We start from the raw sequence: 26,304 nt of genomic DNA on the forward strand, positions 1-26,304 counted from the left end.
ACGGCACGCATCATCTCATCCTCCTGCATAGGACACCAAGAAATGGCTTCGTACCTGGTCCGGCGATTCCTGACCGCCCTTCCCAGCCTGCTGGCAATCAGCCTCATCCTGTACGCGGTGCTCGCACTTGCACCGGGAGACCCTTTTTCCGAGCTGGCCCAGAATCCCGCCATCCCGCCTGAAGTACGGGCGGCGCTGCGCACACAGTTCGGGCTGGATGATCCGCTGTTAGTGCGCTACTTTCACTGGCTTTCCGCCATGCTTCAAGGCGACTGGGGTTTCTCGTTCGCCAGCCGGATAGACGTGGGCGATCTTATCCTGCAGCGCCTGCCCGCGACGCTGTATGTGATCGGCTCGGCGCAGATACTGGCCTTGCTGGTTGCACTGCCAGTCGGCATTCTGGCTGCGGTGAAGCCCTACTCCTTGTTCGACCAGTTGGCCAATACCTTCACTTTTGTGGGATTTTCCCTGCCCACCTTCTTTACCGGCCTGCTGCTCATCATGATTTTCTCGATACAGCTGGACTGGCTGCCATTCGTCTACCGCTCCGATCTCTCCGCCACGGGGTGGCAATGGGTATGGGAACAGTTCAAGCAAAGCATCATGCCCATCGCGGTGCTTGGCCTGTTTCAAGGCGCTTCATATACACGCTACGTGCGCTCGGCCATGCTGGATGTAGTGGGGCTGGACTACGTGACCACGGCAAGAGCCAAGGGACTGCGCGAACGCACAGTCATCATCAGCCATGCAGCGCGCAATGCCATGATACCCGTGGTCACCATGGTAGCCCTGCAGATGCCCATGGTTTTCGGCGGCGCCATCGTCACCGAGGAAATTTTTCGCGTGCCCGGCATTGGATCCTTGCTGATCAACGCCATTCTCGCTAGCGATACGCCCGTTGTCATGGCCATAACCTTCGTGTTTGCCTGCCTCGTCATTTTCTTCAATCTTGTTGCAGACCTTCTCTATGGCATCCTCGACCCCCGTATCAGCTTCAGCTGAGTCCCCTCCTGCGGCGCCATCCCAGGCGCCCGTCTCGGCTTCGCGTGACCTGGCCAGGCGCTTCGCGCGGCACAAGATGGCCACAATCAGCGTCGGTATCCTTATTCTTCTCGTGCTGAGCGTGACACTGGGCACATGGTTCTGGCATACCAGCATCAGCGACATCGATCTGGCAGCCAGCCTACAGCCTCCTTCGTGGAAACACCCACTGGGTACAAACGACCTCGGCCAGGACCTGCTGGCCCGCATGATCTACGGTGGCCGCATCTCCCTTGCGGTGGGCGTCATGGCCATGCTTGTCTCCACCGTACTGGGCATTATTGTCGGCGCGGCGGCGGGCATGTCGCGCGGGCGCACAGGTCCCTTCCTGATGTGGGTAACCGACGTTTTCCTGTCGCTCCCGCAATTGCCGCTGCTGCTTCTAATACTGTATCTCTTCCGCGATAATCTGAAACAGATATTCGGCGTGGAAGGCGGCGTTTTCGTACTTGTGGTCGCCGTTATTGGCGGCTTGCGGTGGATGCCCATAGCGCGCCTGGTGCGTGCCCAGTTCCTGTCCCTGCGCGAGAAGGAGTTCGTCGAAGCCGCGCAGGCGGCAGGCGCCTCACGCGCGCGCCTGCTCTGGAAGCATATCCTTCCCAATGCCATAGGGCCGGTCATTGTGGCCAGCACCATTGAAATATCGGTGGCCATTATTGCGGAATCAACGCTGTCTTTCCTGGGCCTGGGATTTCCGCCGGATGTGCCAACCTGGGGCCGGCTGCTGTTCGAGGCCAAGGACTACATGGCCATTGCGCCCTATGCGGCGCTTATCCCGGGCGCGGCCATCTTCCTGACCGTACTTTCCGTCAACTTCATTGGCGATGGCTTGCGCGACGCGTTCGATCCTCGCCGCGTCATCTGATTACCGAGGTTCGCATGTCCAACCAGGCCATCCTGTCCGTCAACAATCTGGTCACAGAGCTGTACCACGAGAATCAATGGCGCCCTGTGGTCTCCGGGATCTCGTTCGATATTGCGCCCCGGGAAACGGTTGCCCTCGTGGGGGAATCGGGATCGGGAAAAAGCATGACGGCCCTTTCCCTGATGGGATTAACCCCAAAGCGCATCAGTCGCGTGCGCGGCGAAGCGCGGCTTCAGGGCGTGGACTTGCTCTCGTTGCCGGCACAGCAGCTTCGCCAGCACCGGGGCAACGAAATGGCCATGATATTTCAGGAACCTATGACCAGCCTCAATCCGGTGCATACGATAGGCTTCCAGATAGCCGAAGCCCTGCGGATGCATCGCGGGCTCTCCCGTGCGGCCGCGCGAAGCGAAGCCATACGGTTGCTTGATCGCGTACAGATTCCCTCGGCCTCGTCCCGCGTCGGAGAATATCCACACAAGTTTTCCGGCGGCATGCGACAGCGCGTAATGATTGCCATGGCGCTGGCCTGCCAGCCCAGGTTACTTATTGCAGACGAGCCCACCACCGCCCTGGACGTAACCATTCAGGCGCAAATCCTGACCTTGATTCGCAACATCCAGGAAGAGGATGGCATGGCCGTGCTGTTTATTACACACGACATGGGTGTGGTGGCCGAGATCGCGGGCCGCACGCTCGTCATGTACAAAGGCAGTGTGGTGGAACAAGGCGCGACCCCGGAAATCTTTACTTCGGCGACACACCCCTACACGCGCCGGCTGCTGGCGGCCGTGCCCCGCCTTGGCTCCATGAAAGGGACGTCGCATCCACGGCCTTTCTCATTGATGGTTGGCGATGCGGAGCCCGCCGAGCATATTACTGTCCAGGCACACTCGGCACCCATATTGGAAGTGAAAGGGCTGACCACGCGCTTTGACGTTGGCGGAGGTTTACTCAGGCCCCTTAAAGGGCGTGTCCACGCGGTGGAGAACGTCTCTTTCGACCTGCGCCCCGGTGAAACCTTGTCGCTCGTGGGTGAATCAGGTTCCGGTAAATCCACAACAGGCAGGTCCATCATGCGCCTGATCGAGCCCACAGCCGGCTCCGTCAAGCTGTGCGGCGAAGAGCTCATGAACCTGGACAGCACAGAACTGCGCAGGCGCCGCAGCCGAATACAGATGATATTCCAGGCCCCATTTGCCAGCCTGAATCCCCGCATGCAGGTAGGCGAATCGATTGCGGAACCGCTGGTCATCAATGGTGATGTGTCGACATCCACTATCAAGGACACTGTGGCACAACTCCTGCAGCGAGTAGGACTTTCCCCCGACGTCGCCAGCCGCTACCCGCACGAGTTCTCGGGCGGACAGCGCCAGCGCATCTGCATTGCACGCGCGCTGTCGGTGAATCCGCAGGTAATTGTCGCAGACGAAGCGGTGTCGGCGCTGGACGTATCCATCAAGGCACAGGTGATCAACCTGCTCATGGCGCTGCAAGCCGAACTTGGCATTGCCTATCTGTTCATCTCGCATGACATGGCCGTGGTGGAGCGCGTCAGCCATCGCGTCGCCGTCATGTATCTGGGCGAAATCGTCGAGATAGGCCCGCGCGTATCCGTTTTCGGCAACCCCCAACACGCCTATACAAGACGGCTCATGGAGGCCGTGCCCATTGCCGATCCCGCCTTGCGCGATCGGCCTCGAAACCTCGCAAGCCACGAGCTGGCAAGCGCCATGCGCAGCCCCGGTTTCGTGCCGCCAACACGCCGTGCGCGCCAAGTCGCGGAGGGGCATTATGTCTATTCCTGAACCCTTCGATCAAGGCTGGCTGGACGTAGGTGATGGGCACCGTATTTATTATGAGCAGTCCGGCAACCCTCAAGGCATTCCCATCGTCCTGCTGCATGGCGGCCCTGGAGACGGGTCCCGGCCAAGCAACCGCAGATTCTTCGATGGCCAGATCTGGCGCCTGATCATGTTCGACCAGCGCGGGGCGGGAAAATCCCTTCCAACCGCCAGCCTGGAAGCAAACACCACGCAGCATCTGCTGCGCGATATCGAACACCTTCGGGCGCACCTTGACATACAGCGATGGGCGGTAAGCGGGGGTTCGTGGGGCAGCCTGTTGGCCTTGGCCTACGCCATCGCCTTTCCGCAAAACGTTCTTGGCCTGATTCTGCGTGGCGTGGTATTGGGCGGCAGAGACCAAGTCGACTGGTGGTTCCAGGGCCGCGAGATTGTGTTTCCCGATCTCCACAAACAACTGCGGACGTATTTGCCAGAGTCCGAACAGCATAGCCTGCTGCATGCCTACCATCGCAGGCTGATTGATCCGGATCCCGCCGTTCACCTGCCCGCCGCGCAGCGACTGCGCGCATTCATGCTACCCATGACGCGGCTCGTGCCGGCAGCATCAGCCATGGCGGCACCAGACCCACAACATGCATTGAACATAGGAAGGCTCTGGACGCATTACTGCATGAACGACTTCTTCCTGCCCGCTGACCATGTTCTCAACCATATCAGGAGCCTCCATACCCTGCCCGCAATCATTGTGCAGGGCCGCTATGACATGGTCACGCCCTTTCGCGCTGCGTATCGGCTGGCCGAAGCATGGCCGCAGGCTGGCTTGATTGACGTACGGCAGGGTGGGCATTCGGCCGATGACCCTGCCATATCAGACGCGCTTTGCGCCGCACACAGGGACATGGCCGCTCAACTTTCCGAGCACTCGTAGGTTTTGCGCATGGCCATCGCCATGGCGTCGAATCCATGCTCCAGGTCGGCGATGAGATCGTCCGGGTCTTCCAGGCCGACGTGAATCCGTACGCCCGGGCCAGCGTATGGCCACCGCGCAATCGCCCGCACCGCGGGCGAAAAGGGCAATGCCAGACTTTCGTACCCTCCCCAGGAGACACCCAGACCGAACATCCGCAAATTATCGATGAATGCATGCAGCGCCGCTTCAGGCAACGGCCGCAGGCCGATGGCAAACAGGCCGCACGCTCCCCGGAAATCACGCTTCCACAACGCATGGCCGGGGTGGCTCGGAATTGCAGGGTGCATCACGACTTCCACTTCCGGTCGAGCCTCGAGCCAGGTCGCAATCCGGACACCGGACTCCCAATGGCGCTTCAGACGCACTCCGAGCGTGCGCAAGCCGCGCAATGCCAGGAAAGCGTCATCGGCGCTGCAGGTCTGCCCCAGCGTTTGGGAAGTCCGGAGCACCTTTTCCCAGCTACGCTGATTGCAGGTGGCGATGCCCAGTATTGCATCAGAATGCCCCACAATATATTTGGTCGCAGCCTGAATGGATACATCCACGCCATGCTCGAAAGCCGGAAAATAAAGCGGTGTTCCCCAGGTATTGTCCATGACCACATATGCGCCGTGCGCATGCGCCGCCGCTGCAATCGCGGGGATATCCTGTATTTCAAAGGTCTCCGATCCTGGAGATTCCGCATAGATCACCCGGGTGTTGGGGCGGATGAGGGCGGCAATATCCGAACCCAGCGAAGGGTCGTAACGCGTCACCTGCACGCCGAACCGGACAAGCGTGCTCTCCAGAAACTGCGAGGTCCAGTAGTAGCCGCTGTCGGTTAGCAGCACGTGATCACCAGCGGACAGCAGGGATGTCAGCACGCTGGAGATGGCAGCCAACCCCGATGGGTACAGCATCGCCCGGTGGCCCCCTCCGATGTCCACGATGGCTTCCTGCAAGGCATGATGCGTGGCGGTGCCAAAGCGGCCGTAGGTGCTGACGCCGAATTCGCCTGCTGCCTGCCGTTTTCGGCTCTGCAGCCAGTGATCAAGATTGGGGCTGACAACCGTCGAGCCGCGCACAACCGGCGTATTGACCGCGCCTTGAAAGCGCTCAGGGTGGCGGCCTGCATTCACAAGCAGAGAATCTTCTTTCATTCTTTTTTTTCCGATTTGATGCGCCGCCAGACAGGCGGCATGGACATGGAGATTTTTGTTGCATCGAGAAGCTGGTGCAGCGCTGCCCGCCGCACTATTCCAAGGCTGGCGGCGGCACGCAGGCCTATGCAGACGCAGAGCCAGTATAGAGAAGCGCCGGCGAAAAAAAGTAGCAATCTGACTTGTCTTTTGGCGCCGTCATAGGAAATTATTCTATGGTTCCGATGCGCGAATAACTTCGGCCGCGGTTCATTACAAAAATGTCATCGGAATGCCATGCTGACGACAGAACGAAACGTCTAGGATGCACAAAGACAGGCACGCCCAGCGTGGGGCTCAGCATCAGCAACGCCTGTCCTTCATGCGCAGGACACAACCCCCTTGCGCCATTTCCCACTTCGTTCCACAGGAGCCGACATGACCTTGGGCAATCGCTCAATCACCGTTTCACGCCCTCACGTTTTCTTCACTCTGATCACGCGCGCGCTTACGCTAAGCGCCCTGATATCCGGCGCCCATGCAGCCGGAACGCAAGACTTTTTCCCCCAGCCTGTCTACACGACTTTGACCACAAGCAATGTGGTGGAAAGCACTTCGACGGACAAGACATGGAATGCGCTCATCGGTGCCCATTACGACGCCATCTCGGCCGACAGGAAGACGCTACTGGTCAGCAGCAAGGACCAGCCTGAAGCCTACCTTGTCGATGTCGAAAGCGGCAGCAAGCTGGAGACATTCGAGATCGGGCCAACCCCTCAAGGCGTGGCGATCAGTCCAGACGGCCGTTGGGGCATGGCTGTCAGCGCCGGCAACGGTACGGTGTCGGTCATCGATCTAAATACGCGAAAGCTCGTTAAGAATATATCTGTCGGCAAGGTGCCGCACAACATCCGCTTCACATCCGACGGCAAGACCGCCTATGTCACCTTGCAAGGCGGCACAGGTGTGGCTGTGCTGGACATGGCATCTCTCAAGAAGGTAGACGAGATTTCCGTACCCGGTATCAAGGGGCCTCACAACCTTGACCTGTCTTCCGATGAGAAAACGCTATGGGTGCGCGACCTGGTTGGCAAGGTTGCCGCCGTCGATCTCGCGACACATGCGGTGAAGGCAGTGATTCCCGTCGGTCTAAGCCATGGCGGCATCGATGTGATACCCGGCGGCAAGTATGTGTTTACCGGAGCGATTGCCGATCATCTCGTGGATGTGATTGATCCGGCCACATTCAAGGTCGTCAAGCGGATTGATGTCGGTCAGGGGCCGCATGGCGTACGGGCCAGCCGCGATGGACGCTGGGTATATGTCAGCGTAACCGGTACAGACCGCGTCGCAGTCATAGATACGGAAACGCTAAAAGTTGTTCATCAGGAGCCAACCAACGGAAAGCTGCCCTTCTGGATCTCCGTTGCGGGCAACGACTGACACCGCTCTCAACGTCCGACATGCCAGCGCCATCTGCCACTTCGACCCGCACTCAATACATCATGAGGTAATCACCATGAAGACACGACACGCCCAGCACATTTCCCGCCGTGAAATGCTGCGCCAAATAAGCCTTGCTACCGGAGCGGCAGCCGCGCTCCCTCTCATTGGCCTGGCGGGCATGTCACAGGCCATGGCGGCGGAAGAACCCGCCAAGGCCAGCCAATCGGCCGTGCAATATCAGGACCATCCTAAAGGCACATCCGCCTGTGCCAACTGTGCCAACTTCATTCCCGGCCCCGGCAGCGACGAACCGGGAAGCTGTACGGTTGTAGCGGGCGAAATCAGTCCCAAGGGATGGTGCCTCGCCTACGCGGGTAACGGCTGACTACGGAACGCCCGTGCCGGTATGCCTGAAACGCACCGCAGCCAGACGAAAACGGCCGCCGAGGCGGCCGCAAACGACTGGGAATCAAAGCCTAGGCTAGATGCTGGCGAGCGCGGCACCCTTGGCGTCAACGGGCGCGTTACCCTCCATGACGATGATGCTGTTTTTCACCGCTGTGTCAACGGCACCGGGCCTGGCTGGCTGGCGCAGTGGGGCAATCATCGTTCCCACCGCTTTGCCGTTCTCGTCCGTCTCAAAGCTTGCTGCAGGCGCCGACAGGCCATTCAAGTACACGTTGTAGACTGTCTTGGGCTTTAATTTGAAGAGATTGACATCCAGGGCATCCACGACGCCCAGGTTGCGAAGAACCGCAAAACCGCGTCCTTTTTCCTTGACTGGCTTGAGGGAAATATTGACGGGATCCACATTGACGCGCGAAACCAGATTTTCACCGCCCTTGCCTTCAGGCACTGCGTTCGAGACGAAAGCCAATGCCTGGGGTGATTCGCCCACAGGAACACGTGCCACAACCTTGTTGGCTGCGGTATCTATCACGTCGACGGCATCGCCATTTTCCAGTCCAACATAGACACGGCTGCCATCATCCGAGGCCCATATGCCATGAGGCAGCGCACCTGTCTGAATGGTCTTTACCAGCTTGGCCTTCTTGTCCGTGGTGTATACCTTGACCGCATTCTCACCGCCGATTGTCACGTATGCAAACGTCTTGCCGTCAACTGGCGCGAAGGCAATATGGTTGGTAATGAAGCCTGTATCCATAACGCCCACCACCTCCAGGGACTTGGTGCTGATGCGGGTGATCTTGCCTACGTCCTTGTGGGTCATCCAGATCTCGCTGCTGTCCGGCGTGATTTGCAGGAACGGAGAGAAGGGGCTGACCACATCTATTTTTTTCACGATCTTATGGGACTTCACATCGATCACATCAACTCTGGGTGTGAAGCTCGACACCACGAAAGCCAGTTTCCCATCCGGCGGAAAGATCACCATTCCAGGACCCAGGTCAGTCTGGATGCGATCCGTTTCCTTGAAGGTTTCGGGATCAATAACCGAAACATAGTCCTCGCCCCGCACAACCACCCAGGCCTCCTTGCCGTCCGCTGTGAAGAAACCTTCGTGAGGGGAGCGACCCAGATAGGTAATGCCCTTGACCTTGTTGGTAGCCGTGTCAATGAAGGTGGCGGAGTTCGATCCGTTGGACACCACCAGCAGTGTCTTGTGATCGGGTGAGAAACCCATGCCATGGACATTGATCTGGCCCTTGTAGAGCGGGGACAGCAGGTTGGGCCGGGGATTTCCCAGCCGTATCTGACCCAGTAGTGCGTTCGTGGACGGATCGATGACCGACACGGTATTGCTGTTCTGGTCAGCGGTGTAGACGCGATCATGCGATGAAGGCAATGCCCAGGTGGCGCTTGCGTACAGCGTGCTCGCTGCAATGACAAAGAATGCGTGATGGTTTTTCATGGTGTTTTCGCTCTTGCTCTGATTGAATGAAAGGTCTTCTTTCTGTTGGTTAGTTGCTCGTCGTGCCGGCATGACGGTCAAGCCATGCCTGCATGACATGGATTTCGGTCTGCTGCTCGGTGATGATGCCCAGCGCGAGATTCCTGATCTCAGGATCCTCGGTGTACAGCAATACTGCCTTGGCCATGTCCACCGCCCCCTGATGATGCGGCATCATCATGGTGACGAAATCATGATTGGCCTCGCCATTCATGGGTGCGCGCAACATGCCTTCATCCATGACGGCCATGGCATCGTTCATAAGCGCCGGAAAGGTTTTTTCCGTACTGGCGACAAACACAGCAGGCTCGCGGTTCCCGGAGGAAGCCTGCTGCCCATCGGGCGAAGCATGGCCATGATGGTGTCCGGAATGTGCCTGGGCATATGTGCCCGCAAGGCACAGAAATAGCGCAGCGCCAAGCAGGCGCGCAGGTTGCCGGTATGGTTTTACATGCAGTTTCCGCATAAATGTCTCCGAAAGATATGTGGAAGGACGACAGGCCCCGATCTGGATAAAGCAAGCCTGACGCAGGTCATCCTAGGGCTTCCTCTCTATCGCCAGCATGGCATTCTCATGACATTTTTGTCATGAATTCAATGGCTTAAATTGCTAAGATAAGCTTCCCTCGCTTGGAGATAATCATGACCATACTCGTCATCGAAGACGATATAAAAACTGGAGACTATCTGAAGAAGGGCTTGCTCGAATCCGGATACAACGTTGACCTGGCTCGCAACGGCGTGGATGGCCTGCACATGGCCCGCGAGCAGTCCTACGACCTGCTTATTCTTGATGTCATGCTGCCCGGTAAAGATGGCTGGCAGGTCATGGAAGAGATTCGCCGCAGCTGTGATTTACCCGTCATCTTCCTGACTGCGCGCGATCAGGTCGATGACCGCATACGCGGCCTGCAGTTAGGCGCGGACGACTACCTGATCAAGCCGTTCTCGTTTACGGAGCTTGTGCTGCGCATCCGCACTCTACTGCGCCGCGGTGTGGTGCGCGAGTCGGAAACATTCCAGCTGGCCGACCTGAAGCTCGATCCCATGCGTCGGAAGGTCACGCGCAACGGCGTCAATATCATCCTGACGAACAAGGAGTTCATGCTCCTGCATCTGCTCGTGAAACGGCAAGGGGAGGCCCTGTCCCGCACTGTAATCGCCTCCCAGGTTTGGGATATGAATTTCGACAGCGACACCAATGTGGTGGATGTGGCCATCAAGCGGCTACGCGCCAAGATCGACGCCCCATTCGAGCGCAAACTGATACACACTGTGCGCAGCATTGGCTACATGTTTTCGGAACAGCCATGAAACGCTGGACATTGCGGTCGCTCACCGTACAAACCACGCTGTTCTTTGCACTGATATCCTGTCTGGTCGTATCGGCTCTAGGGCTGTATCTTTACTCTTCAGCCAAGCACGCGCTCGAAGTGCGCGCAGACTATACCCTTGTCGGGCGAGTGGATCGATTTCGCAACCTGCTTCATGATCTTTACAACGTCAGGCAGATGGAAGAACGCCCCGCGATTTTCGAAAGCATGCTCGGCAACGAGCGCGACGTCCGTATATTTCAGCGCATGGGCGAGGACCCTTTTATTCAGGTCAACCCCGATCACATGCCCCCGCCCTCCATGACACCGGTGCCTGTGGGCCACGAACTCACCATCGAGTCCCTGCATCCCGGAACGCGCGCGGATGGTATACGCGTACGCTGGGTATCCGCGCTTGCGAAAATCGGCGATCAGGGCGGTGTCGTGAAAATCACCGCGGCCTATGTCATGACGCAGGAATCGCAGATGCTTGCCGCCTACCGGCTGCGGGTTATGGGTGCCATTGTCCTGGCGGTGCTGTTGAGCACGCTCATGGGCTTCATGCTTCTGAAGCGCGGCCTCAAACCGCTGGGCATCATGAGCCGACGCGCCGCACGCATCACCCCCTCCAACCTGACACTGCGGCTTCCCGAGAACGATGCGCCGTCGGAGCTGCTCCAGTTGGCCACCGCGTGCAACGCAATGCTGGATCGGCTGCAAGCGGGCTATGAGCACCTGTCGCAGTTCTCGGCCGACCTCGCACACGAAATACGAACACCCGTGAACATTCTGATGGGACAAACCCAGGTCGCTCTTGGGCAATCAAGAAGCCATGCCGAGTATGAGCAGCTGCTCGAGTCAAATCTCGAGGAGCTGACTCGCCTTGCCCACATCGTCGAGAATATCCTGTTCCTGTCGCGCACCGATCATGACACCACGGCCGTAGATCGCCAGCCTCTCGATCTCTCGGACGAAATGGAGAAAATCGCTGACTACTTCGAAGGCCTGGCTCAAGAGCGCGATATGTACTTCGACGTTGCCGCGACCGGCACCGCGCACGCCAATGCCATCATGTGGCGGCGCGCCGTCAATAATCTGGTGATTAATGCCATACGGCACGGAGAGGCCGGCACGTGCATACGGCTTCGGGCAGAGGCCGAGCCTTCGGGCGCCACGGTCACGGTTGAGAATCATGGCCAGCCCCTTTCCCAGAACGAGATAGACCGCATGTTCAGGCGCTTCTATCGCGGCGACAAATCCCGTACCCGGTATACCGAATCCAATGGCCTGGGCCTCGCCATCGTAACGGCTATCATGGCGATTCATGGCGGCAGTGCCGATGCGCGCGCGTTCGACGACGGACGTATCCGCTTTTGCCTGAAGTTTCCGACCTCGACATGAATGCATTGCATAATGCCCCCAGGACGGGGCATTATGTCTTGTTTGCATATCACGGAGAGATCTGATGAAGCAGCTATGGATAGAGGATTTTCTTACGCTGGCCGAAACCGGGTCGTTCTCGGGTGCCGCTGCCTTGCGTCATGTAACGCAGCCAGCGTTTTCGCGCCGCATACAGCAACTCGAAACCTGGCTGGGCGTAGAGCTGGTGGACCGCCGCAGCCAGCCCATGCACCTAACCGCCGTGGCGCAACGCTATGTGCCCGCTTTCCAGGCCCTGCTGCGCGACATGCACCAGCTTCGCAATCGCATGCAGGCCGAACATAACGGCTCTGCCCGCATCGTACTTGCCACGCAGCATTCCCTCACCATGGCTCGCCTGCCGCCGCTGCTCGAACTGTTCATGGCGTGCAGCCCGCCCCGCATCGACGTGAATGTGCGGTCGGAGGATCATGACGAGTGCGTGGCTGTTTTCCTGCGCGGCGAGGCGGATCTGCTGCTGTGCATGGAAGAGCAGCATGATCCTCTGTATACCCTGATACCCGACTCGCTGCGCCTGCCAATGGGATACGAAACGCTGGTGCCTCTAAGCGCACCGGGCATGCATGGCGGCGCTCTGCATCAGCCGCAAGCCGACAAGCCGCTCAATCTGCTGGCCTTCCCGTCCGACAGCTTCCTGGGCCGCATTATGTACAAACAAGCCTTTCCAGCCCTGATGCAGTACCACAACGTGGAAATTGTTCACGAGTCGGTTTTTCTGGCCGGCGTAAAAGAAATGCTTCTTGCTGGATTCGGCATGGCATGGTTGCCGCAAAGCCTGGTGGAGCGAGAACTCAAGGCAGGCGCGCTGGTCATACTGACGAACGGTGACGACGACGTGTTTCAGCCCGTCCGATTGCAGCTCGGCCTGTACCGCAACGCGCATTCCGCCTATCCCGAAGCGCTGGATAGAATTTGGAGCCAAATCAAGACGCAGCGGTAAGCCGAATGCGCAAATGTCTTTTTTGTCATGCCCGCGTCATGAACGCGTCAGTGCCCCCTCTTTAAAGTGAAGTCCTGGCCAGTAAGTCCAGTGCCGCGGTCACCAAAAGTGAAAGCGCGGCATCTATCAAACTCAAAAGGAATTCACGATGTCTCTTCGCTCCAAAACATGCCTAGCTCTCCTGACCATTGCCATATCCGCGCCCCTCACCTCTTTCGCCCGCTGGATCCCCGACAACACAGAACAGGGTGGCACTGAAGTGTATGACTGGTCCCACGCAAAAACGCGCGCCCAGGTGCTCGAAGAGCTGGAGCAGGCCAAGGCCGATCCGACATGGGCCACGCGTCAAGGCGAAGAAACCGGCGTCTGGCCCGTGCTCAGCCCTGAGCCTCAAAAAACCAGGGAGCAGGTTGTGATGGCGCTCAAGAACATGAGCGCCGCGGAAAAAGCCTATATCCAAAGCTTCTATACCGGCGCCTGATGCCTTCTCGCGGCGCGGGCCAGTCCGGGACAGGTCCCGGCTGCGCATACCTATGCAGCCGGGATACATCAAGCGCCACGCTAGGTGCCTTCATCTGCGCGATTTCCATCCATCGGACTGTCCGTCTCATCGGAAACATCCAGCACCACAATATTCTCGATTCCCTGCCTGGCCATCTTGGCGTATGGGCAGAATCGTTCCGTGTTGCGGACCAGTTCTTCCGCGAGAGGCCGGTCCAGGCCGGGAAGGCGTACACGGGTTTTCGCCTTCAAGACAAAAAGGCCGTCCACGGGATCCCGGCAAAAATCTATCGTGACCTGAACGGCACTGCCTGGTATGGGAAGGCGGGCCCGGGCTGCCAACAGGCTGAGCGCGCCGTGAAAACAAGCAGCGTAGCCAGCGGCAAACAACTGCTCAGGGTTGGTGCCGCCGCCAGGACCGCCCAGTTCGTGAGGCAGTCTCAAGCTGACATCGAGATTACCGTCATCGGAACGTGCGACGCCTGATGCCCGGCCATGGCCGGCATCGCCGCCAGTCACGGTGACCGTGGCGGAGTACAGCGTCTGCGTGTCTCGCCCCCGATACTTCTCGAGCAGGGTCAGTGGCGGTGGTTGCAATGGAGTCATGATGCGCTATGCCTGGGCGGGGTTCTATTTCGACACTGTTGAACGGGCGAGCCAGGCATCGAAACCGATACTGCCCAAATGTGCGCCGGCGCCCGGCATTAGCGTGTCATCATCGATCTGCGCCCCAAAGTACGAAGCCTGCGCATCCTCCACCACTTTACGTGAATCCAAGATCGCCTTCAGGTAGCGCTGTACGAGATGCGACATGCGCACGCGCTCCGGTCCCGCGATCTCGACAACGCCGTTTTGCGGCTGAGCAAGCGTGTAATTTGCCACTGCTGCCGCCACGTCGTCCGAGGAAATCGGTTGAAAAAATGCCGGCGACAGCCGAATTGTTTCTCCTTCGCTGCCAGAGTGCGCAATGCCGCCCAGGAACTCGAAGAACTGCGTGGAGTGAATGATGGTGTAGGGGATGCCGGACTCCCGAATCAGCTTTTCCTGCACAATCTTTCCGCGGAAGTAACCGCTTTGCGACAGGCGATCCGTGCCCACGACGGACAATGCGACATGATGGCCAACGCCCGCAGCCTTCTCGACCTCGAACAGATTGCGTCCGGAAGTGGCAAAGAATTCCAGCACATCCTCGTCCTTGAACGAAGGTGAATTGGCAAGATCAACCACCACGCTGGAGCCTTCCAGAGCCTGCGCCAACCCTTCTCCCGTCACGGTATTGACGCCCGACGCAGGCGACGCGGCCACAACATCATGCCCCTTCGAACCCAATATACCGACAACCTTGCTACCGATAAGGCCGGTGCCGCCGACAACAACGATCTTCATGTGTTTCTCCTCAGGTGTAAGTGCGTGGAATACATTCTAGAGACGCCTACCCTGGTTCGGAAGCCGCGGGACAGCGCTCACGGTGTTGCCCAGCACGCACCAATCACGGCTCAGATACGAGGGTGTTGACGGTCAGGCAATCCAGATCAAGCGCGCGGACTTCCTCGGTAACATAGTCTGCGAAGACGCGGATGCGCGCGGGAAGGTGCTTGCGGCTGAGGTAGCATAGATAATGCCCGCCATCCTCGGGGGCATACTGCGATAGGCAAGCGCGCAGCCTGCCATCACGAACTGCCTCGCACACCAGGTAGCCTGGCAATTGCGCAATGCCCTGCCCCTGCGTGACCGCCTCCAATATAAGGTCAAGGTCGTTGAAAATATGCGACGCAAGATTCCGCCGCTTCTGGGCGACGCCATCCACCTTGAATGCCCAATCCTTGATCCTGCCCGATGCCATGCGAAACGCAATGGATTCGTGACCGTCCAGATCATCGATCGCCCGCGGCAAACCATGAGATTCAATATAGGTCGGCGCGGCGCAGACTATCATCTGCATGGGAATCAGCTGCCTCGCCACGACTTCACTGTCCTCCAGTTTTCCATCGCGGAATGCCACGTCAATGCGATCACTGGCAAAGTCGGCGGGGCGTTCGTCCAACAGCAGCTCAACCGTGATGTCTGGATACCGGCTGCGAAAGCGCCGCAAAAGCGGTGCAATGACATGGCGCCCGAAGCCCGGCGCCGACTTGACACGCAAATGGCCTCGCGGCGGTCCATTGCGAAGCTCGCGCATATCGTCCAGAGCGCGAACGATGCGCTCAACACCCGGCCGGCAGTTCTCATAGAACAGCTCGCCCTCGCGTGTCATGGAGGTGCTTCGGGTTGTCCGGTGAAAAAGCCGGGCATCAAGTTGCGCCTCCAGCTTCTGCACATTGCGGCTCACCGCCGAGCGGCCTATGCCCAGGCGGTCGCCGGCGCGCGAGAAGCTGCCTTCATTGGCAACGGCCAAGAAGGCAATAACACCGGCATAACTGGTGGCAAAGCTGCTGGCAAATGCGTCGGCCGCGCCCCGAGGCTGGCGTGGCGAATCATCGGATGCGGAGGTATGGGTGGTCATATTCATATCTCCCAGACGTATGGGCAAGGAGATTTGTGACGCTGACGGCAAAAATTTTTCGCTTTCTTGGGATCGGAAATGCCGGAGAGGGATCAATGCTCCGGAACGAGTATGGGTGCGCCCTCGTTCTTCAGCAGCAGCACCAGGAATCTGGCCGGCTCGGTCTGGCTCGCATTGCGCCCCACGGTGTGGACGTCGTCGGGGCCTTCGTGGAAACTTTGCCCTGGCGTCAATGTGACAGCCTTGCCGCCTCTGACCTGCATTACGATGGAACCTTCAAGCACGTAGATGAAGCCATGCGCATGATGGCGGTGTACGGGATCCGCCGCCCCGGGCGGGTACTCAACCATGATCATCTGCGCTTCCTTGCCAGGGTAGTCTTTCAGCGGCACTTCCATGACAGGGGTAACGATTGCCTGCGGCGGCGCCGCATTGGCGATGCCCATTTGCACGCCGGCCAGCATCAGCAGCGCGGCGCTCATCCTCTTCAAACAAGACATGGCTATTCTCCATGAAAGCGGCCCGGTTGGGCCGCAGGGATTGTGAAAGGCCGACTGTCGACGGATCAGGAAAGATTCGCCTTGTCGAGGCCAAACGCTTTGTCAGCCGATCCAGGAACAGTCCTGAAGGCGATATTCGCGCGGTTCCAGCCATTGATGGCCATGATTTCAAAGGTCAGGTCGGAAAGCTCTTTCTCGTTGAACTGCGTGCGGACGCGCTCGTAGAGGTCATCGGGAACGCCTTGCGCAGGAAGCTCGGTCAACACTTCCGCCCAGGCAAGCGCGGCGCGCTCGCGCGGCGCAAAGAGCGTGGAGTCGCGCCAGATGGCCACATGGTGGACGCGCAGATCTCTTTCCCCGTGTATGCGCGCTTCCTTTACATGCATATCGAGGCAGAATCCGCAGCCATTTATCTGCGATGCGCGAATGGAAACAAGATCGCGAATGGTCTGTTCGATGGTGCTGCTCTTCAGTGCGTTGCTGAAATCCATGAATTTCTTGAACAGATCCGGCGACTGCTGAATATAGTTGATGCGCTGAGTCATGATTTCTCCTGGCGATGATGGAAGCGAGACCCCGTCTTGGGAGCGGGGAACGGCAAAAACCGTATGCCTTCATCGTAGGAGCGCGCGCGGGCTTGCGGAAGCCTCGCAGGCGTGCACGCAGTGTTGCCCGTTGGGCACCAATGGCCATCGAAACCAAACAGGAGAATGGCTGCTCAGGCGCCGGCGGCTGCCTGGGCGATGCGTTGCAGTTTCTCGGGGTTGCGCTGCACGTAGATACGAGCGATCCGCTCGCCGTCTGACTCGAATACCATGGCGGATTCGAGCCGCCCCTCGATAAGCCGCAGGAGGGCCAACTGGCCATTGAGCTGGATGGGAACCATGCGAAGCATGCTTTTGAAACGCAGCGTTGAAGCGAAGAACAGCTGCGCGATGCGGCGGCCGCCCACCATGGGCTTTGGAAAGCTGGTCACATGGCCGCCCCCATCGCCCATCAGCATGGCATCCTCGGCCAGCAACGCGCTGATCGCGCCAAGATCGCCGGTCTCAAGCGTCTGGACGAACTGCCGCAAAAGGCGATGATGCGTCTCACGGGACACGTTGAATCGCGGGCGCTCGTCGCGCAATTGCGTCCTGGCCCGGCTAACCAGTTTGCGGCATGCCGCCTGGGTCTTGCCAAGAATGTCGGCAATCCGACCGTACTCTTCGTCAAACACTTCCCGCAGCAGAAACGCCGCGCGCGCCTCCGGCGTCAGTCTCTCAAGCAGCAGTAGATAGGCAATGGAGACATCATCCGCCCGCTCCCTTGCCCCCTCCGGGGTATCCAGTGCATCAGACAGCGAGGGTTCGGGCAGCCATATTCCCGGATAGTGCTCGCGCTGCGTCTTCACAGCGCGCAGGCGGTCAATGGACAGCCTGGTCGTAACGGATACCAGCCATGCCTCGACATTGTCTATGCTGTGGCGCGCCGCACCATGCCAACGCAGCCATGCATCCTGCACGACATCCTCTGCTTCGGCCACTGAGCCCAGCATTCTGTACGCGATGCCTTGCAGCCGCGGACGAAGCGAATCAAAAGCATGAATAGGATCTTCCATTTGCTGGCGCCGCGGCGGTGATCGTCTGACTTGATTGCTCGGGCGCGCATCGCCATCGCTTTCTTTTCAAGCCCGTGGCTTGAGACGCAATGTTCCGGGACGGGGAGCGCGCCCACCCCGGGCATTGTACCTATTCCGGCCTGCGCCAGGCACCCATATCGCTGCAGGGGCAACGTTACATTTCGGTGCTGGAATACATCACCCGCAAGCGCGAAGACCTCTGACGTACAGGCACAGCAGTTGCCGATACGGTATTTCCTTCACTGGGAGCAAAGCATGCAAACTGTTTCGGATTTCATACTCAGCCGCCTTGCCGAATGGGGTATTCAGCGCATCTATGGCTATCCGGGCGATGGCATAAACGGACTGATCGGCGCGTTCGGCCGAACACGTGAGCCATTGAAATTTATTCAGACCCGGCACGAAGAAATGGCCGCCTTCATGGCCTGCGCACATGCGAAGTTTACCGGACAGGTGGGTGTATGCATGGCAACCTCCGGCCCTGGCGCCATTCATTTGCTCAATGGCTTGTATGACGCGCGTATGGACCACCAGCCCGTCGTGGCCATTGTGGGGCAGCAAGCCCGAAGCGCGCTGGGAGGAGACTATCAGCAGGAAGTCGACCTCGCGAACCTGTTCAAGGATGTTGCACGTGATTTCGTGCAGATGGCGGCAAGCCCGGTTCAAGCACGTCATCTTGTGGACCGGGCCATGCGTATCGCCATGGAAGAACGCAGCGTAACCTGCATTATCGTACCCAACGACGTGCAGGACATGCCAGCTGTGGAGAAAGTTCCGCGCAGCCATGGCACTATCCATACCGGCATTGGCCTTACAAACCACGCGAGCATGCCCGACGACCGCGCCATGGATGAGGCTGCTGCGATCCTTAACAGTGGGGAACGTGTCGCTTTACTCGTTGGAGCTGGCGCACTGGGCGCTTCGCAGGAGATACAGAACGTAGCGGATATCCTGGGAGCGGGCGTCGCCAAGGCGCTTCTTGGCAAGGCGGCCGTGCCCGATACGCTACCCTATGTGACCGGATCCATAGGGCTGCTGGGAACCCGCCCGAGCTGGACCCTTATGAATAACTGCGATCGGCTGCTTATGGTCGGAACCTCGTTTCCTTATTCAGAGTTTCTGCCACCTGAAGGGCAGGCCCGCGCCGTACAGATTGACCGCGATGGCCGCAAGATCAACCTGCGCTACCCAGTGGAGCTGGGTTTGGTCGGCGACAGCAAAATGACTTTGCAGGCCTTGATATCCAGGCTCGATCGCAAGCCGGACCGCAGCTGGCGCAAGGAAATTGAGCAACAAGTAGCCGATTGGTGGAAAGTGGTGGAAAACAGGGCCATGCTCGATGCAAACCCCATCAACCCCCAACGCGTGATGTGGGAGCTTTCTCCAAGATTGCCGGATCGCTGCATTATCACTTGCGACTCCGGCTCGGCAGCAAACTGGTTTGCCCGGGACTTGAAAATGCGAGACGACATGATGGCATCTGTATCAGGTGGGCTGGCCTCCATGGGCTGTGCCGTTCCTTATGCGCTGGCTGGCAAACTTGCACATCCGGACCGCCCGGTCATTGCCTTGGTGGGCGATGGCGCCATGCAGATGAATGGCCTGAATGAGTTGATCACCATATCTGCCCATTGGCATGAATGGCGAAATCCCACGCTGATCATCATGGTGCTGAACAATGGCGATCTGAACCAAGTCACTTGGGAGCAGCGGGTTTTGGGTGGAGACCCCCGCTTTCACGATTCCCAATTGCTGCCCTCTTTTCCCTATGCCATTTATGCCGATTTGCTTGGTCTTGAAGGCATGCGCGTCGATACGCCAGAGAAAATCGGCGAGGCATGGGAAGCCGCGCTGCGCGCTGAACGCCCAGTCGTCCTGGAGATGGTGACAGATCCGGAGATCCCACCTATTCCGCCTCACATCACACTGAAACAGGCAAAGGCTTATCTCAAGGCAATGATACACGAGGACAAAGCCGGCGCATCCGCTGTTCGCGCGACCATCAAGCAGTGGTGGGCCAGCTAGCGCAAGACGCGGGCCCTCATGCGCCTACCGCATCACAAACGGATTCGCCGTCGCGGCACCGCTGTTTATCCAGACGGACTTGGTCTGCAGATACGCCATGATGGCCTCTATGCCGTTCTCCCGGCCTAGCCCGGAATCCTTGTAACCGCCAAAAGGCGCCATGAAACTGATGGCACGGTAGGGGTTCATCCACACCATGCCGGCCTGCAGCTTTTCCGACATACGGATGGCGCGCCCGTGGAAATAGTGGGTTCGACGAACCAACCACCCCCGCACTCCGGCGCCGCTCTCCCTTCTTCCCGCCCAAAACAGGAACAACGCCTTCCTTGCGCGCCACATCAATGTAGTCGAGCACTTTTTGGCATTGAGGCGGTGTTGTCACCGGACCGACTTGCGTGCCGGCATCCATGGGATCACCCATGCGACGCCGGGCGTGCTCTCGGTTTTGGTGCTTTTACAGCAACACCGTGCGTCCGCGCTGCGGTCTTCCGCGCCGCATCACACCTACCTAGAATCTGCTTCATGCACCGGCTTGGCCGCCCGCACTGCCCAGGGTGATCAACGCATATGGGCTCTCTGCCGGCCACTGTGATGCAGGCATCTTGGAAGCATCAATTCTAGACGCAATAACAAGCAACACATCGAACAATTACAGGAGTATTTCGATGACCCGATTCAAAGACAAGGTTGTACTCGTGACTGGCGGAGGCGCCGGCATCGGGCTGCGTGCAGCCACAATGTTCGCTCGTGAAGAGGCCCGTGTCGTGATCACCGGACGCAGGCAGGAGGCGCTATCCAAGGTGGCAGATACGGAAACAGGTATTGACTATGTTTTGGCCGATGCCGGAAGTTCATCCGATGCAGCGCGCACAATCGAAGAAGTAATACATCGATATGGACGCCTGGACGTGCTGGTAAACAATGCGGGTGCTGGCGCAATCCTGCCCTTATCGCAAGCGGGCTTTGCCCGCATCAACGAAATATTTTCCGTCAATGTCGTCGGACCATCGCTATTGGCTACCGCTTCGCTTCCTTATCTCAAGCGGTCAGCGGGAAATATCATCAATGTATCGAGTACGTTCGGACACAAAGCCGCACCGGCTCTGTCTCACTATGCGGCGAGCAAGGCCGCGCTTGAGCACATGACGCGATGCTGGGCACTGGAACTGGCCCCCGACGGCATACGTGTGAACGCTGTCGCCGCAGGTCCCACGGAAACCGATTTTCTCTCCGAAAGAATGAAGCTGCCCGCTGATCAGATAGAAAGCATCAAGGCCCAGGAGCGCGTGCGAATTCCACTTGGCCGGCGCGGCGTACCGAAGGATGTTGCCCACTGGATTGTTGCATTGGCATCTTCTGACGCGGCGTGGATCACTGGCCAGGTGATCACCGTGGATGGCGGCCTGGATGCGACATGATGCACCCCAAGCCGATAGTCATCCCTTATTCGGTTCAACCCTCTTTATCAGCTGTACCCGTAGTCCCTATGTAACCGTAGTCCCTATGTAACCGCAGTCCCTTCTTTTCTTCTTTCCCTCTTATGGAGTTTTACTATGAAGACCTTTGCAATAACCGCTGCCGTACTCACCTTCTCCCTGGCCGGCCTGGCTCAGGCAGGCGATCTTACCCGTGCCCAGGTCGTGGAGGATCTGCACCAGGCACAGGCCAAGGGCCTGGTCACTGTGGGAGAGCAGCCCTACCCAAACTTTGACCAATCCAGCACGGCACGGCGCACCGACGTCCTGAACGAACTGGCCGTCGCACAGGTCACGGGCCGGGTCACGGTTGGAGAAGCCGCATCCTATCCCGCCTGGAAACCCGGCAGCGATTCGAATGCCACGCGTGCGCAGGTCTTGCGTGAGCTACACGAGTATCTGGCCTCCGGCGACCACAATGTTCCGGCATGATGGTCATGTTTCATGCCGGCACCCGTGAATCGGGTGCCGGCATTTTCATTTGCGGATGACGCTTTGACATAAAGGAGCAAAGCAAAACGCCATTGATATGGCGGAAACGGAAGCGGTGTGGCAATGGGGCAGCCATGCATCGCTATTTCTGCTTTTTCCTGATGAGGTGCAGTTCCGGAACACGCATGAGCGGCGCCAGCTCCAGTTTCACGGCTTTCGCGTGACGTGCGCGCCAGTATACAGATGCGGCAATGAATGCAATAACGACAAGCGCCAATGCACAATAAGGGCCATAAGGTTTCAGAAACGCCATGGCCGCCGTAACGGTGTCCTGAAACGCGTACCCCAAGGCAAGCGCGGAGCCGGCCCACAAAGCTGAGCCGATCGCATCATAAATAATGAACTTCTTTATGCAAGTGCCATTCGTTCCTGCAAGCAGCGTCGTCATCGCGCCGGCGCCTGGAAGAAACTTCGCAAACAACAACGTGCCAGGCCCGTATTTCCGGTAGATATCAGCACTGCGTACCACACACGCTTGCGGAGACATGGAAAAGCGGCACATCAGCCGGGTCAACGCACCACCGAACCTGCGCCCCGACCAATACCATGCAATGTCGGCAGCGAGGCAGGCTCCCACCGCCACCCCCAGCGATTGGCAGAGCAACGCCACCGCAGCGCCCGCAGGAGGATGAGCGCCTGCGACGACAAGTGAGGGGTAGGCCGGCACAGGAAGGCCTATCTGCTCCAGCAAGACCGTGCCAAACAGCAGAAGCTGCCTGTTCTGATCAAGCAGGCATTGCGCGATATCCAAAGTACTCATGATGTTGTCTCCGTGCAGACTTTCTAAGTACGATGGATTCTAGGTGGCCATCCTGCCCTGCGGTAGCGCCAGAAAGGAAGCCACCATGTTGCCTTGCAAGCATCAACCAGCCAGCGATCAGCGCCGCTCAGTCTCCTCTCGAATGCCTGACTGGTCCCAACGTATCGTCCACTTCCTGATGATGCCGATGCACGTCACGGGTGACGAAACCGATATCCCGGCCAGGGACGTCGAACCACTCAGGATGCGCGAAGGTACGCTGGATGTCGTTCAGGCCGCTCGCCCAATGCTCGCGCATTGTTTCCTTGCTGAACTCATAATCCTTGTAATGCCCCTCGAACGATTTGTCCTTGTAAATGAGATGCACAATATTTACAGCACTGCCGTCCGCAGTCTTCTGAGCGTCCCGCAACAAGGGATCTGAAAGCCGCTTTTTCTCCGGTATGTGCTCCAGCAACGCCTTGATCATCTGAGCGTGCTTCTGATTCTGGGCCATGAATGCCGTGACCGCGCGAGTGCGACTCGAGTACTGAATGTCTTTGATACGCTCGCTGACTTCCAGGAAGTCGCCAGGCAGCTTGCCGCTGGCGCTCCATAAGTCCACCTGGAAAACGACCGTGTCCCTGTGATGACTTTCCTTGATGATTTCCGTGAGCGGGGTGTTTGAAACGAGGCCGCCGTCCCAGTAGTATTCTCCGTCAATCTCCACGGCGGGGAAGCCAGGAGGCAATGCACCCGACGCAATGAAGTGCTCCGGCGCCAGGCGCGTTGTGGCGTTGTCGAAATAAACGAGATTGCCCGTACGAACATTGACCGCGCCGACCGAAACCCGCATGCCGCCATCGTTGATACGGTCGAAATCCGTATACTGCAACAGCGTTTCGCGCAATGCCGAAGTGTCGTAGTAGCTGACCTCGTCAGGGTTCTTTTGACTTTCCATTGCAAACGGCGAATAGACACGCGGAAAAAAGAAGCCCACCTGTCCTTCCATCAGCGTGCGCATGGCTGCCCATGCACTGAGCCATTTCCGCCCCATGTTCTCGAACCCCGGCCACAAGGGCGCGCGCTCGCCGATTTGCGTAAGCACATCCGCGGGCTGTGTGATTGTGTCCCAGAACCCCCGCAGCGCCTGCACCCGATCCGCTGGCGGATTGCCGGCAATAATGGCCGTATTCAAAGCACCAATGGATATGCCGGCGATCCGCGTTGGCTCAACACCGGCTTGCGCCATGCCCTGATACACCCCCGCCTGGTACGAACCCAGCGCGCCGCCTCCTTGAAGCACAAGTCCGATTTCATCATAGGCGGAAAGCGCAGCCCTGTATGGCTGCTGCTTCTTTCGCTGGCTTGCGTGCATATTCTCTCCTTAACGCATGTATCAAAGCATCATGCGACGCGCTCTGACAATGAATATCGCCCGCCAAAAGCTGGCCGGCATGATGCGATCAATCCAGGTTGCCATTTTTGCATGCATGAGGGCGCCACCACGGCTTGAGCGCAAGGAAAACGATACTCGTCCTAAAATGAAGGCCTGGACAGACGGAATTCATGTTTTCGCCATGTACAGCCGTGGACCACACGGAAGAGATCGAATCCATCCAAGAGACACCCTCATGACAAAGGCAGCGCCTGCCTGGCTTGTGCCCGTAGCGGCAATTTGTATTCTTCAAACGACTGCGTCTTTCATGTCACGCTTTATCCCTATCATTGCCCCGGCAGTGTCCGATGAGTTCGGATGGAGCGGCAGCTCGATTGGTTACCTGACGGCAAGCAACTCTTTGGGCGGGCTGGCCATGCTGGTTGGGGGATCAACCCTTCTCAAGCAGGTTGGCGGCGTGCGCACGCTGCAAATCACGCTGCTGCTGGGCGCGGCCAGCATGGCGCTATTTCTTCAGTCGGCCTTGAGCATCGTCCTGGCCGCATGCTTTCTTATGGGCCTGAGCAACGGCACCGCCAATCCTGCCGGCAGTGAAGTGCTGCAGCGTTTCTCCCCCCCAGGCAAGCGGAATCTCATATTCTCCATAAAACAGGCAGGCGTGCCTCTGGGAGGCGTGATAGCGGGGCTTGCCATACCTGTTATGGTTATTCTGGTCGGCTGGCGCATCACGCTGCTCGCTTGCGTTCTGTTGGTGGTGATGCCGCCAATGCTCACGTGGCGCCTGAGCCCCCACGTGGATCAGACAGCTGGCTCGCCTCGCTGGCATGTCACCATGCCAACGCTGCAATCGCTGCGAACGCTCAAGGTGCCGTTGCAGGCACTGACCCATAACCGCGGACTCCTGCGAATATCCGTCGTCGGAAGCCTTTTCGCCGTTTCTCAAAGCTGCTGGTTCACCTTCACGGTCATCTATCTGATCGACGGATTGCACTTCTCGCTTGGCCTGGCCGGCGTCGTGTTCGCCATTATGCAGGCAGGTGGCGTGATAGGTCGCGTTGCGCTCGGATGGCTATCCGATCGGCTTCGGTCTCCCAATGCTTCATTGTCGACGGCGGCCATTCTATCGGCAACGACAACACTGCTGCTGGGCTTGAGCAGTCCTGCATGGCCTTTATGGAGCATAATCTTCCTCGCCTTTGTGGCGGGATCTTCCGCGGCAAGCTGGAATGGCGTGCAAATTGCCGAGGTCGCGCGCCGCTCGCCTCCGGGCATGATCTCGGAAACCTCGGCCGGCTCCAGTATCCTGGTGAATCTGGTCAATATGTTGGCACCGACCGCATTCGCAGCGTTCGTCTCGGCGGGAGGCAGCTACGGCTATGCGTTTGGTTTGGCCGGCGTGTGCACCTTGCTGGTGCTGGTTGTACTGCCACGCGACGGAAAAGCACGGTAGAGCGATAGCCCGACGATCAACATTCCACCCATTCCATGTTACCTGCGGTAATATTCCTGCAAAATTAGATAACTGGCAGGAGACAAGCATGGACGATGTACCGGAGAAGACCCGGCGCAATCTGTTGGTGGTATCCAGCGCCCTCGTTCTATTGTGGTTTCTGAATGCGCCGCTGTATGGCAAGGCGACAGGCCTGTTTGATCTTTCACCCGGCGATGCGTGGCGGCCCTGGCTTGCCGCAGTCCTGGTTCTTGCATACTTCTTCCTGCGGTTTCACACATCTCCTGCAGACGCCGAAGAGCGCGCCGCCGCGCTGCGCCGCTACTGGCAAAAGATCCATAAGAAAAAAGAGATCTATATTTTCAGTGTCTCGACCGCTGCCCTGGCTCGGGGAAGCAGGCCCCGTATACTCCCGTTCCTGGACCCCAAGCGTGCACCCCACATATTGGTTCAATGCGATCTCGGGCGCGACAGCGCCGGAGAAGTAAGCGATTTTCGCAGCAATGAGGTCGTTGTGCTCTGGTACAGGCAGCCAGACACCGCCCACGCCCAGACCAATGAGGTAATCAAGGGCAACGCCTCACTGATGTTCACCGACGCGGTGCGCATACATTATGCTGTCTGGAGCGAAGGCCGTTTTTTCTGGTGGCCGGTGCTTCGCTGGGGCGTTCCCTATGCCTTGAGTCTGGCGGCGCTGGCCGTATGCCTCGGATCAATATATGGAGGCCTGGCTATTTACTAACGCC

Annotated in this window: 26 protein-coding genes and 1 pseudogene; 15 read left to right on the forward strand and 12 right to left on the reverse strand. The window is 58.5% G+C overall.

All coding sequences use genetic code 11. The features are described from left to right. Positions 1–42: 42 nt before the first annotated feature. From ERD78_RS11545 to pip, 4 genes are read left to right on the forward strand one after another with little or no spacing between them, the layout of a single operon-like run. A complete protein-coding gene (locus ERD78_RS11545; protein WP_129969443.1) occupies positions 43–1,002 on the forward strand; it encodes an ABC transporter permease in 960 nt (319 codons plus the stop codon). Further along, positions 968–1,906 (forward strand): ABC transporter permease, encoded by a 939-nt coding sequence (locus ERD78_RS11550; RefSeq protein WP_129969444.1) that lies wholly within the window; start codon positions 968–970, stop codon positions 1,904–1,906. The genes ERD78_RS11545 and ERD78_RS11550 overlap by 35 nt, the downstream gene beginning before the upstream one ends. A gap of 14 nt (positions 1,907–1,920) precedes the next feature. After that, complete coding sequence (locus tag ERD78_RS11555) at positions 1,921–3,714, forward strand: ABC transporter ATP-binding protein (protein ID WP_129969445.1); 1,794 nt, start codon at positions 1,921–1,923, stop codon at positions 3,712–3,714. Further along, on the forward strand, positions 3,701–4,642 hold the full coding sequence (pip, locus tag ERD78_RS11560) for a prolyl aminopeptidase (protein ID WP_129969446.1): 942 nt from the start codon (positions 3,701–3,703) through the stop codon (positions 4,640–4,642). Before ERD78_RS11555 ends, pip begins: the two co-directional genes overlap by 14 nt. Here the strand turns inward: pip and metC are convergent. Next, positions 4,621–5,823, reverse strand: a complete 1,203-nt coding sequence (gene metC, locus ERD78_RS11565; protein ID WP_129969447.1) for a cystathionine beta-lyase — start codon at positions 5,821–5,823, stop codon at positions 4,621–4,623. The two genes, pip and metC, sit on opposite strands and share 22 nt — an antisense overlap. A 417-nt stretch (positions 5,824–6,240) precedes the next feature. On the opposite strand from metC, the gene ERD78_RS11570 reads away from it, so the two are divergent. Further along, positions 6,241–7,245 (forward strand): YncE family protein, encoded by a 1,005-nt coding sequence (locus ERD78_RS11570; protein ID WP_129969448.1) that lies wholly within the window; start codon positions 6,241–6,243, stop codon positions 7,243–7,245. 76 nt (positions 7,246–7,321) lie between these two features. Then, positions 7,322–7,633 (forward strand): high-potential iron-sulfur protein, encoded by a 312-nt coding sequence (locus ERD78_RS11575; RefSeq protein WP_129969449.1) that lies wholly within the window; start codon positions 7,322–7,324, stop codon positions 7,631–7,633. Positions 7,634–7,729: 96 nt separating this feature from the next. Here the strand turns inward: ERD78_RS11575 and ERD78_RS11580 are convergent, their stop codons facing one another. Together ERD78_RS11580 and ERD78_RS11585 are read right to left on the reverse strand one after the other, a co-directional pair. Next, the gene (locus ERD78_RS11580; RefSeq protein WP_129969450.1) at positions 7,730–9,121 is read right to left on the reverse strand and encodes a YncE family protein; all 1,392 of its coding nucleotides are present in this window, start codon (positions 9,119–9,121) and stop codon (positions 7,730–7,732) included. 49 nt (positions 9,122–9,170) lie between these two features. After that, a complete protein-coding gene (locus ERD78_RS11585) occupies positions 9,171–9,626 on the reverse strand; it encodes a DUF305 domain-containing protein (protein WP_129969451.1) in 456 nt (151 codons plus the stop codon). 176 nt (positions 9,627–9,802) lie between these two features. On the opposite strand from ERD78_RS11585, the gene ERD78_RS11590 reads away from it, so the two are divergent. From ERD78_RS11590 to ERD78_RS11605, 4 genes are all read left to right on the forward strand, one after another. Further along, positions 9,803–10,474, forward strand: coding sequence for a heavy metal response regulator transcription factor (locus tag ERD78_RS11590; RefSeq protein ID WP_129969452.1), 672 nt, complete (start codon positions 9,803–9,805; stop codon positions 10,472–10,474). After that, complete coding sequence (locus ERD78_RS11595; protein WP_129969453.1) at positions 10,471–11,874, forward strand: heavy metal sensor histidine kinase; 1,404 nt, start codon at positions 10,471–10,473, stop codon at positions 11,872–11,874. Before ERD78_RS11590 ends, ERD78_RS11595 begins: the two co-directional genes overlap by 4 nt. 64 nt (positions 11,875–11,938) lie before the next feature. Then, positions 11,939–12,853, forward strand: a complete 915-nt coding sequence (locus ERD78_RS11600) for a LysR family transcriptional regulator (RefSeq protein ID WP_129969454.1) — start codon at positions 11,939–11,941, stop codon at positions 12,851–12,853. A gap of 148 nt (positions 12,854–13,001) precedes the next feature. Continuing rightward, positions 13,002–13,334, forward strand: coding sequence for a DUF4148 domain-containing protein (locus ERD78_RS11605; RefSeq protein ID WP_129969455.1), 333 nt, complete (start codon positions 13,002–13,004; stop codon positions 13,332–13,334). An 80-nt stretch (positions 13,335–13,414) separates the two neighbouring features. Here the strand turns inward: ERD78_RS11605 and ERD78_RS11610 are convergent, their stop codons facing one another. The 6 genes from ERD78_RS11610 to ERD78_RS11635 form a co-directional block, all read right to left on the reverse strand. Further along, positions 13,415–13,960 carry an Ohr family peroxiredoxin gene (locus ERD78_RS11610; protein ID WP_129969456.1) on the reverse strand — a complete coding sequence of 182 codons (546 nt, stop codon included), beginning with the start codon at positions 13,958–13,960 and terminating at the stop codon, positions 13,415–13,417. Between the two features lie 24 nt (positions 13,961–13,984). Continuing rightward, entirely contained in the window at positions 13,985–14,740 is a 756-nt protein-coding gene (locus tag ERD78_RS11615) for an SDR family oxidoreductase (protein ID WP_129969457.1), read from the reverse strand. Between the two features lie 103 nt (positions 14,741–14,843). Then, on the reverse strand, positions 14,844–15,857 hold the full coding sequence (locus ERD78_RS11620) for a LysR family transcriptional regulator (RefSeq protein ID WP_129969458.1): 1,014 nt from the start codon (positions 15,855–15,857) through the stop codon (positions 14,844–14,846). Positions 15,858–15,949: 92 nt separating this feature from the next. Next, on the reverse strand, positions 15,950–16,357 hold the full coding sequence (locus ERD78_RS11625) for a cupin domain-containing protein (RefSeq protein WP_129969459.1): 408 nt from the start codon (positions 16,355–16,357) through the stop codon (positions 15,950–15,952). A gap of 65 nt (positions 16,358–16,422) precedes the next feature. Beyond that, positions 16,423–16,902, reverse strand: a complete 480-nt coding sequence (locus ERD78_RS11630) for a carboxymuconolactone decarboxylase family protein (protein WP_129969460.1) — start codon at positions 16,900–16,902, stop codon at positions 16,423–16,425. Between the two features lie 173 nt (positions 16,903–17,075). Continuing rightward, positions 17,076–17,957 (reverse strand): RNA polymerase sigma-70 factor, encoded by an 882-nt coding sequence (locus ERD78_RS11635; RefSeq protein ID WP_129969461.1) that lies wholly within the window; start codon positions 17,955–17,957, stop codon positions 17,076–17,078. Between the two features lie 276 nt (positions 17,958–18,233). On the opposite strand from ERD78_RS11635, the gene ERD78_RS11640 reads away from it, so the two are divergent. After that, positions 18,234–20,003: a thiamine pyrophosphate-requiring protein gene (locus ERD78_RS11640; protein WP_129969462.1), complete on the forward strand. Its 1,770-nt coding sequence runs from the start codon at positions 18,234–18,236 to the stop codon at positions 20,001–20,003. Between the two features lie 24 nt (positions 20,004–20,027). Here the strand turns inward: ERD78_RS11640 and ERD78_RS20235 are convergent. Then, a pseudogene (locus ERD78_RS20235) lies at positions 20,028–20,427 on the reverse strand (aldehyde dehydrogenase family protein); the annotation flags it as partial. 241 nt (positions 20,428–20,668) lie between these two features. On the opposite strand from ERD78_RS20235, the gene ERD78_RS11650 reads away from it, so the two are divergent. Next, positions 20,669–21,421, forward strand: coding sequence for an SDR family NAD(P)-dependent oxidoreductase (locus tag ERD78_RS11650; protein ID WP_129969463.1), 753 nt, complete (start codon positions 20,669–20,671; stop codon positions 21,419–21,421). 135 nt (positions 21,422–21,556) lie between these two features. Next, positions 21,557–21,910, forward strand: a complete 354-nt coding sequence (locus ERD78_RS11655; protein ID WP_129969464.1) for a DUF4148 domain-containing protein — start codon at positions 21,557–21,559, stop codon at positions 21,908–21,910. A 142-nt stretch (positions 21,911–22,052) separates the two neighbouring features. Here the strand turns inward: ERD78_RS11655 and ERD78_RS11660 are convergent, their stop codons facing one another. Beyond that, positions 22,053–22,730: a DedA family protein gene (locus ERD78_RS11660; protein WP_129969465.1), complete on the reverse strand. Its 678-nt coding sequence runs from the start codon at positions 22,728–22,730 to the stop codon at positions 22,053–22,055. Between the two features lie 127 nt (positions 22,731–22,857). Beyond that, complete coding sequence (locus ERD78_RS11665) at positions 22,858–24,087, reverse strand: DUF3734 domain-containing protein (protein ID WP_129969466.1); 1,230 nt, start codon at positions 24,085–24,087, stop codon at positions 22,858–22,860. A 256-nt stretch (positions 24,088–24,343) separates the two neighbouring features. On the opposite strand from ERD78_RS11665, the gene ERD78_RS11670 reads away from it, so the two are divergent. Together ERD78_RS11670 and ERD78_RS11675 are read left to right on the forward strand one after the other, a co-directional pair. After that, positions 24,344–25,558 carry an MFS transporter gene (locus tag ERD78_RS11670; RefSeq protein WP_129969467.1) on the forward strand — a complete coding sequence of 405 codons (1,215 nt, stop codon included), beginning with the start codon at positions 24,344–24,346 and terminating at the stop codon, positions 25,556–25,558. An 88-nt stretch (positions 25,559–25,646) separates the two neighbouring features. After that, complete coding sequence (locus tag ERD78_RS11675; protein WP_129969468.1) at positions 25,647–26,300, forward strand: hypothetical protein; 654 nt, start codon at positions 25,647–25,649, stop codon at positions 26,298–26,300. The last annotated feature ends 4 nt before the right edge of the window (positions 26,301–26,304 follow it).

Source organism: Allopusillimonas soli, from assembly GCF_004153445.1.
In the GTDB taxonomy this organism is placed as follows: Bacteria; Pseudomonadota; Gammaproteobacteria; order Burkholderiales; family Burkholderiaceae_B; genus Allopusillimonas; species Allopusillimonas soli.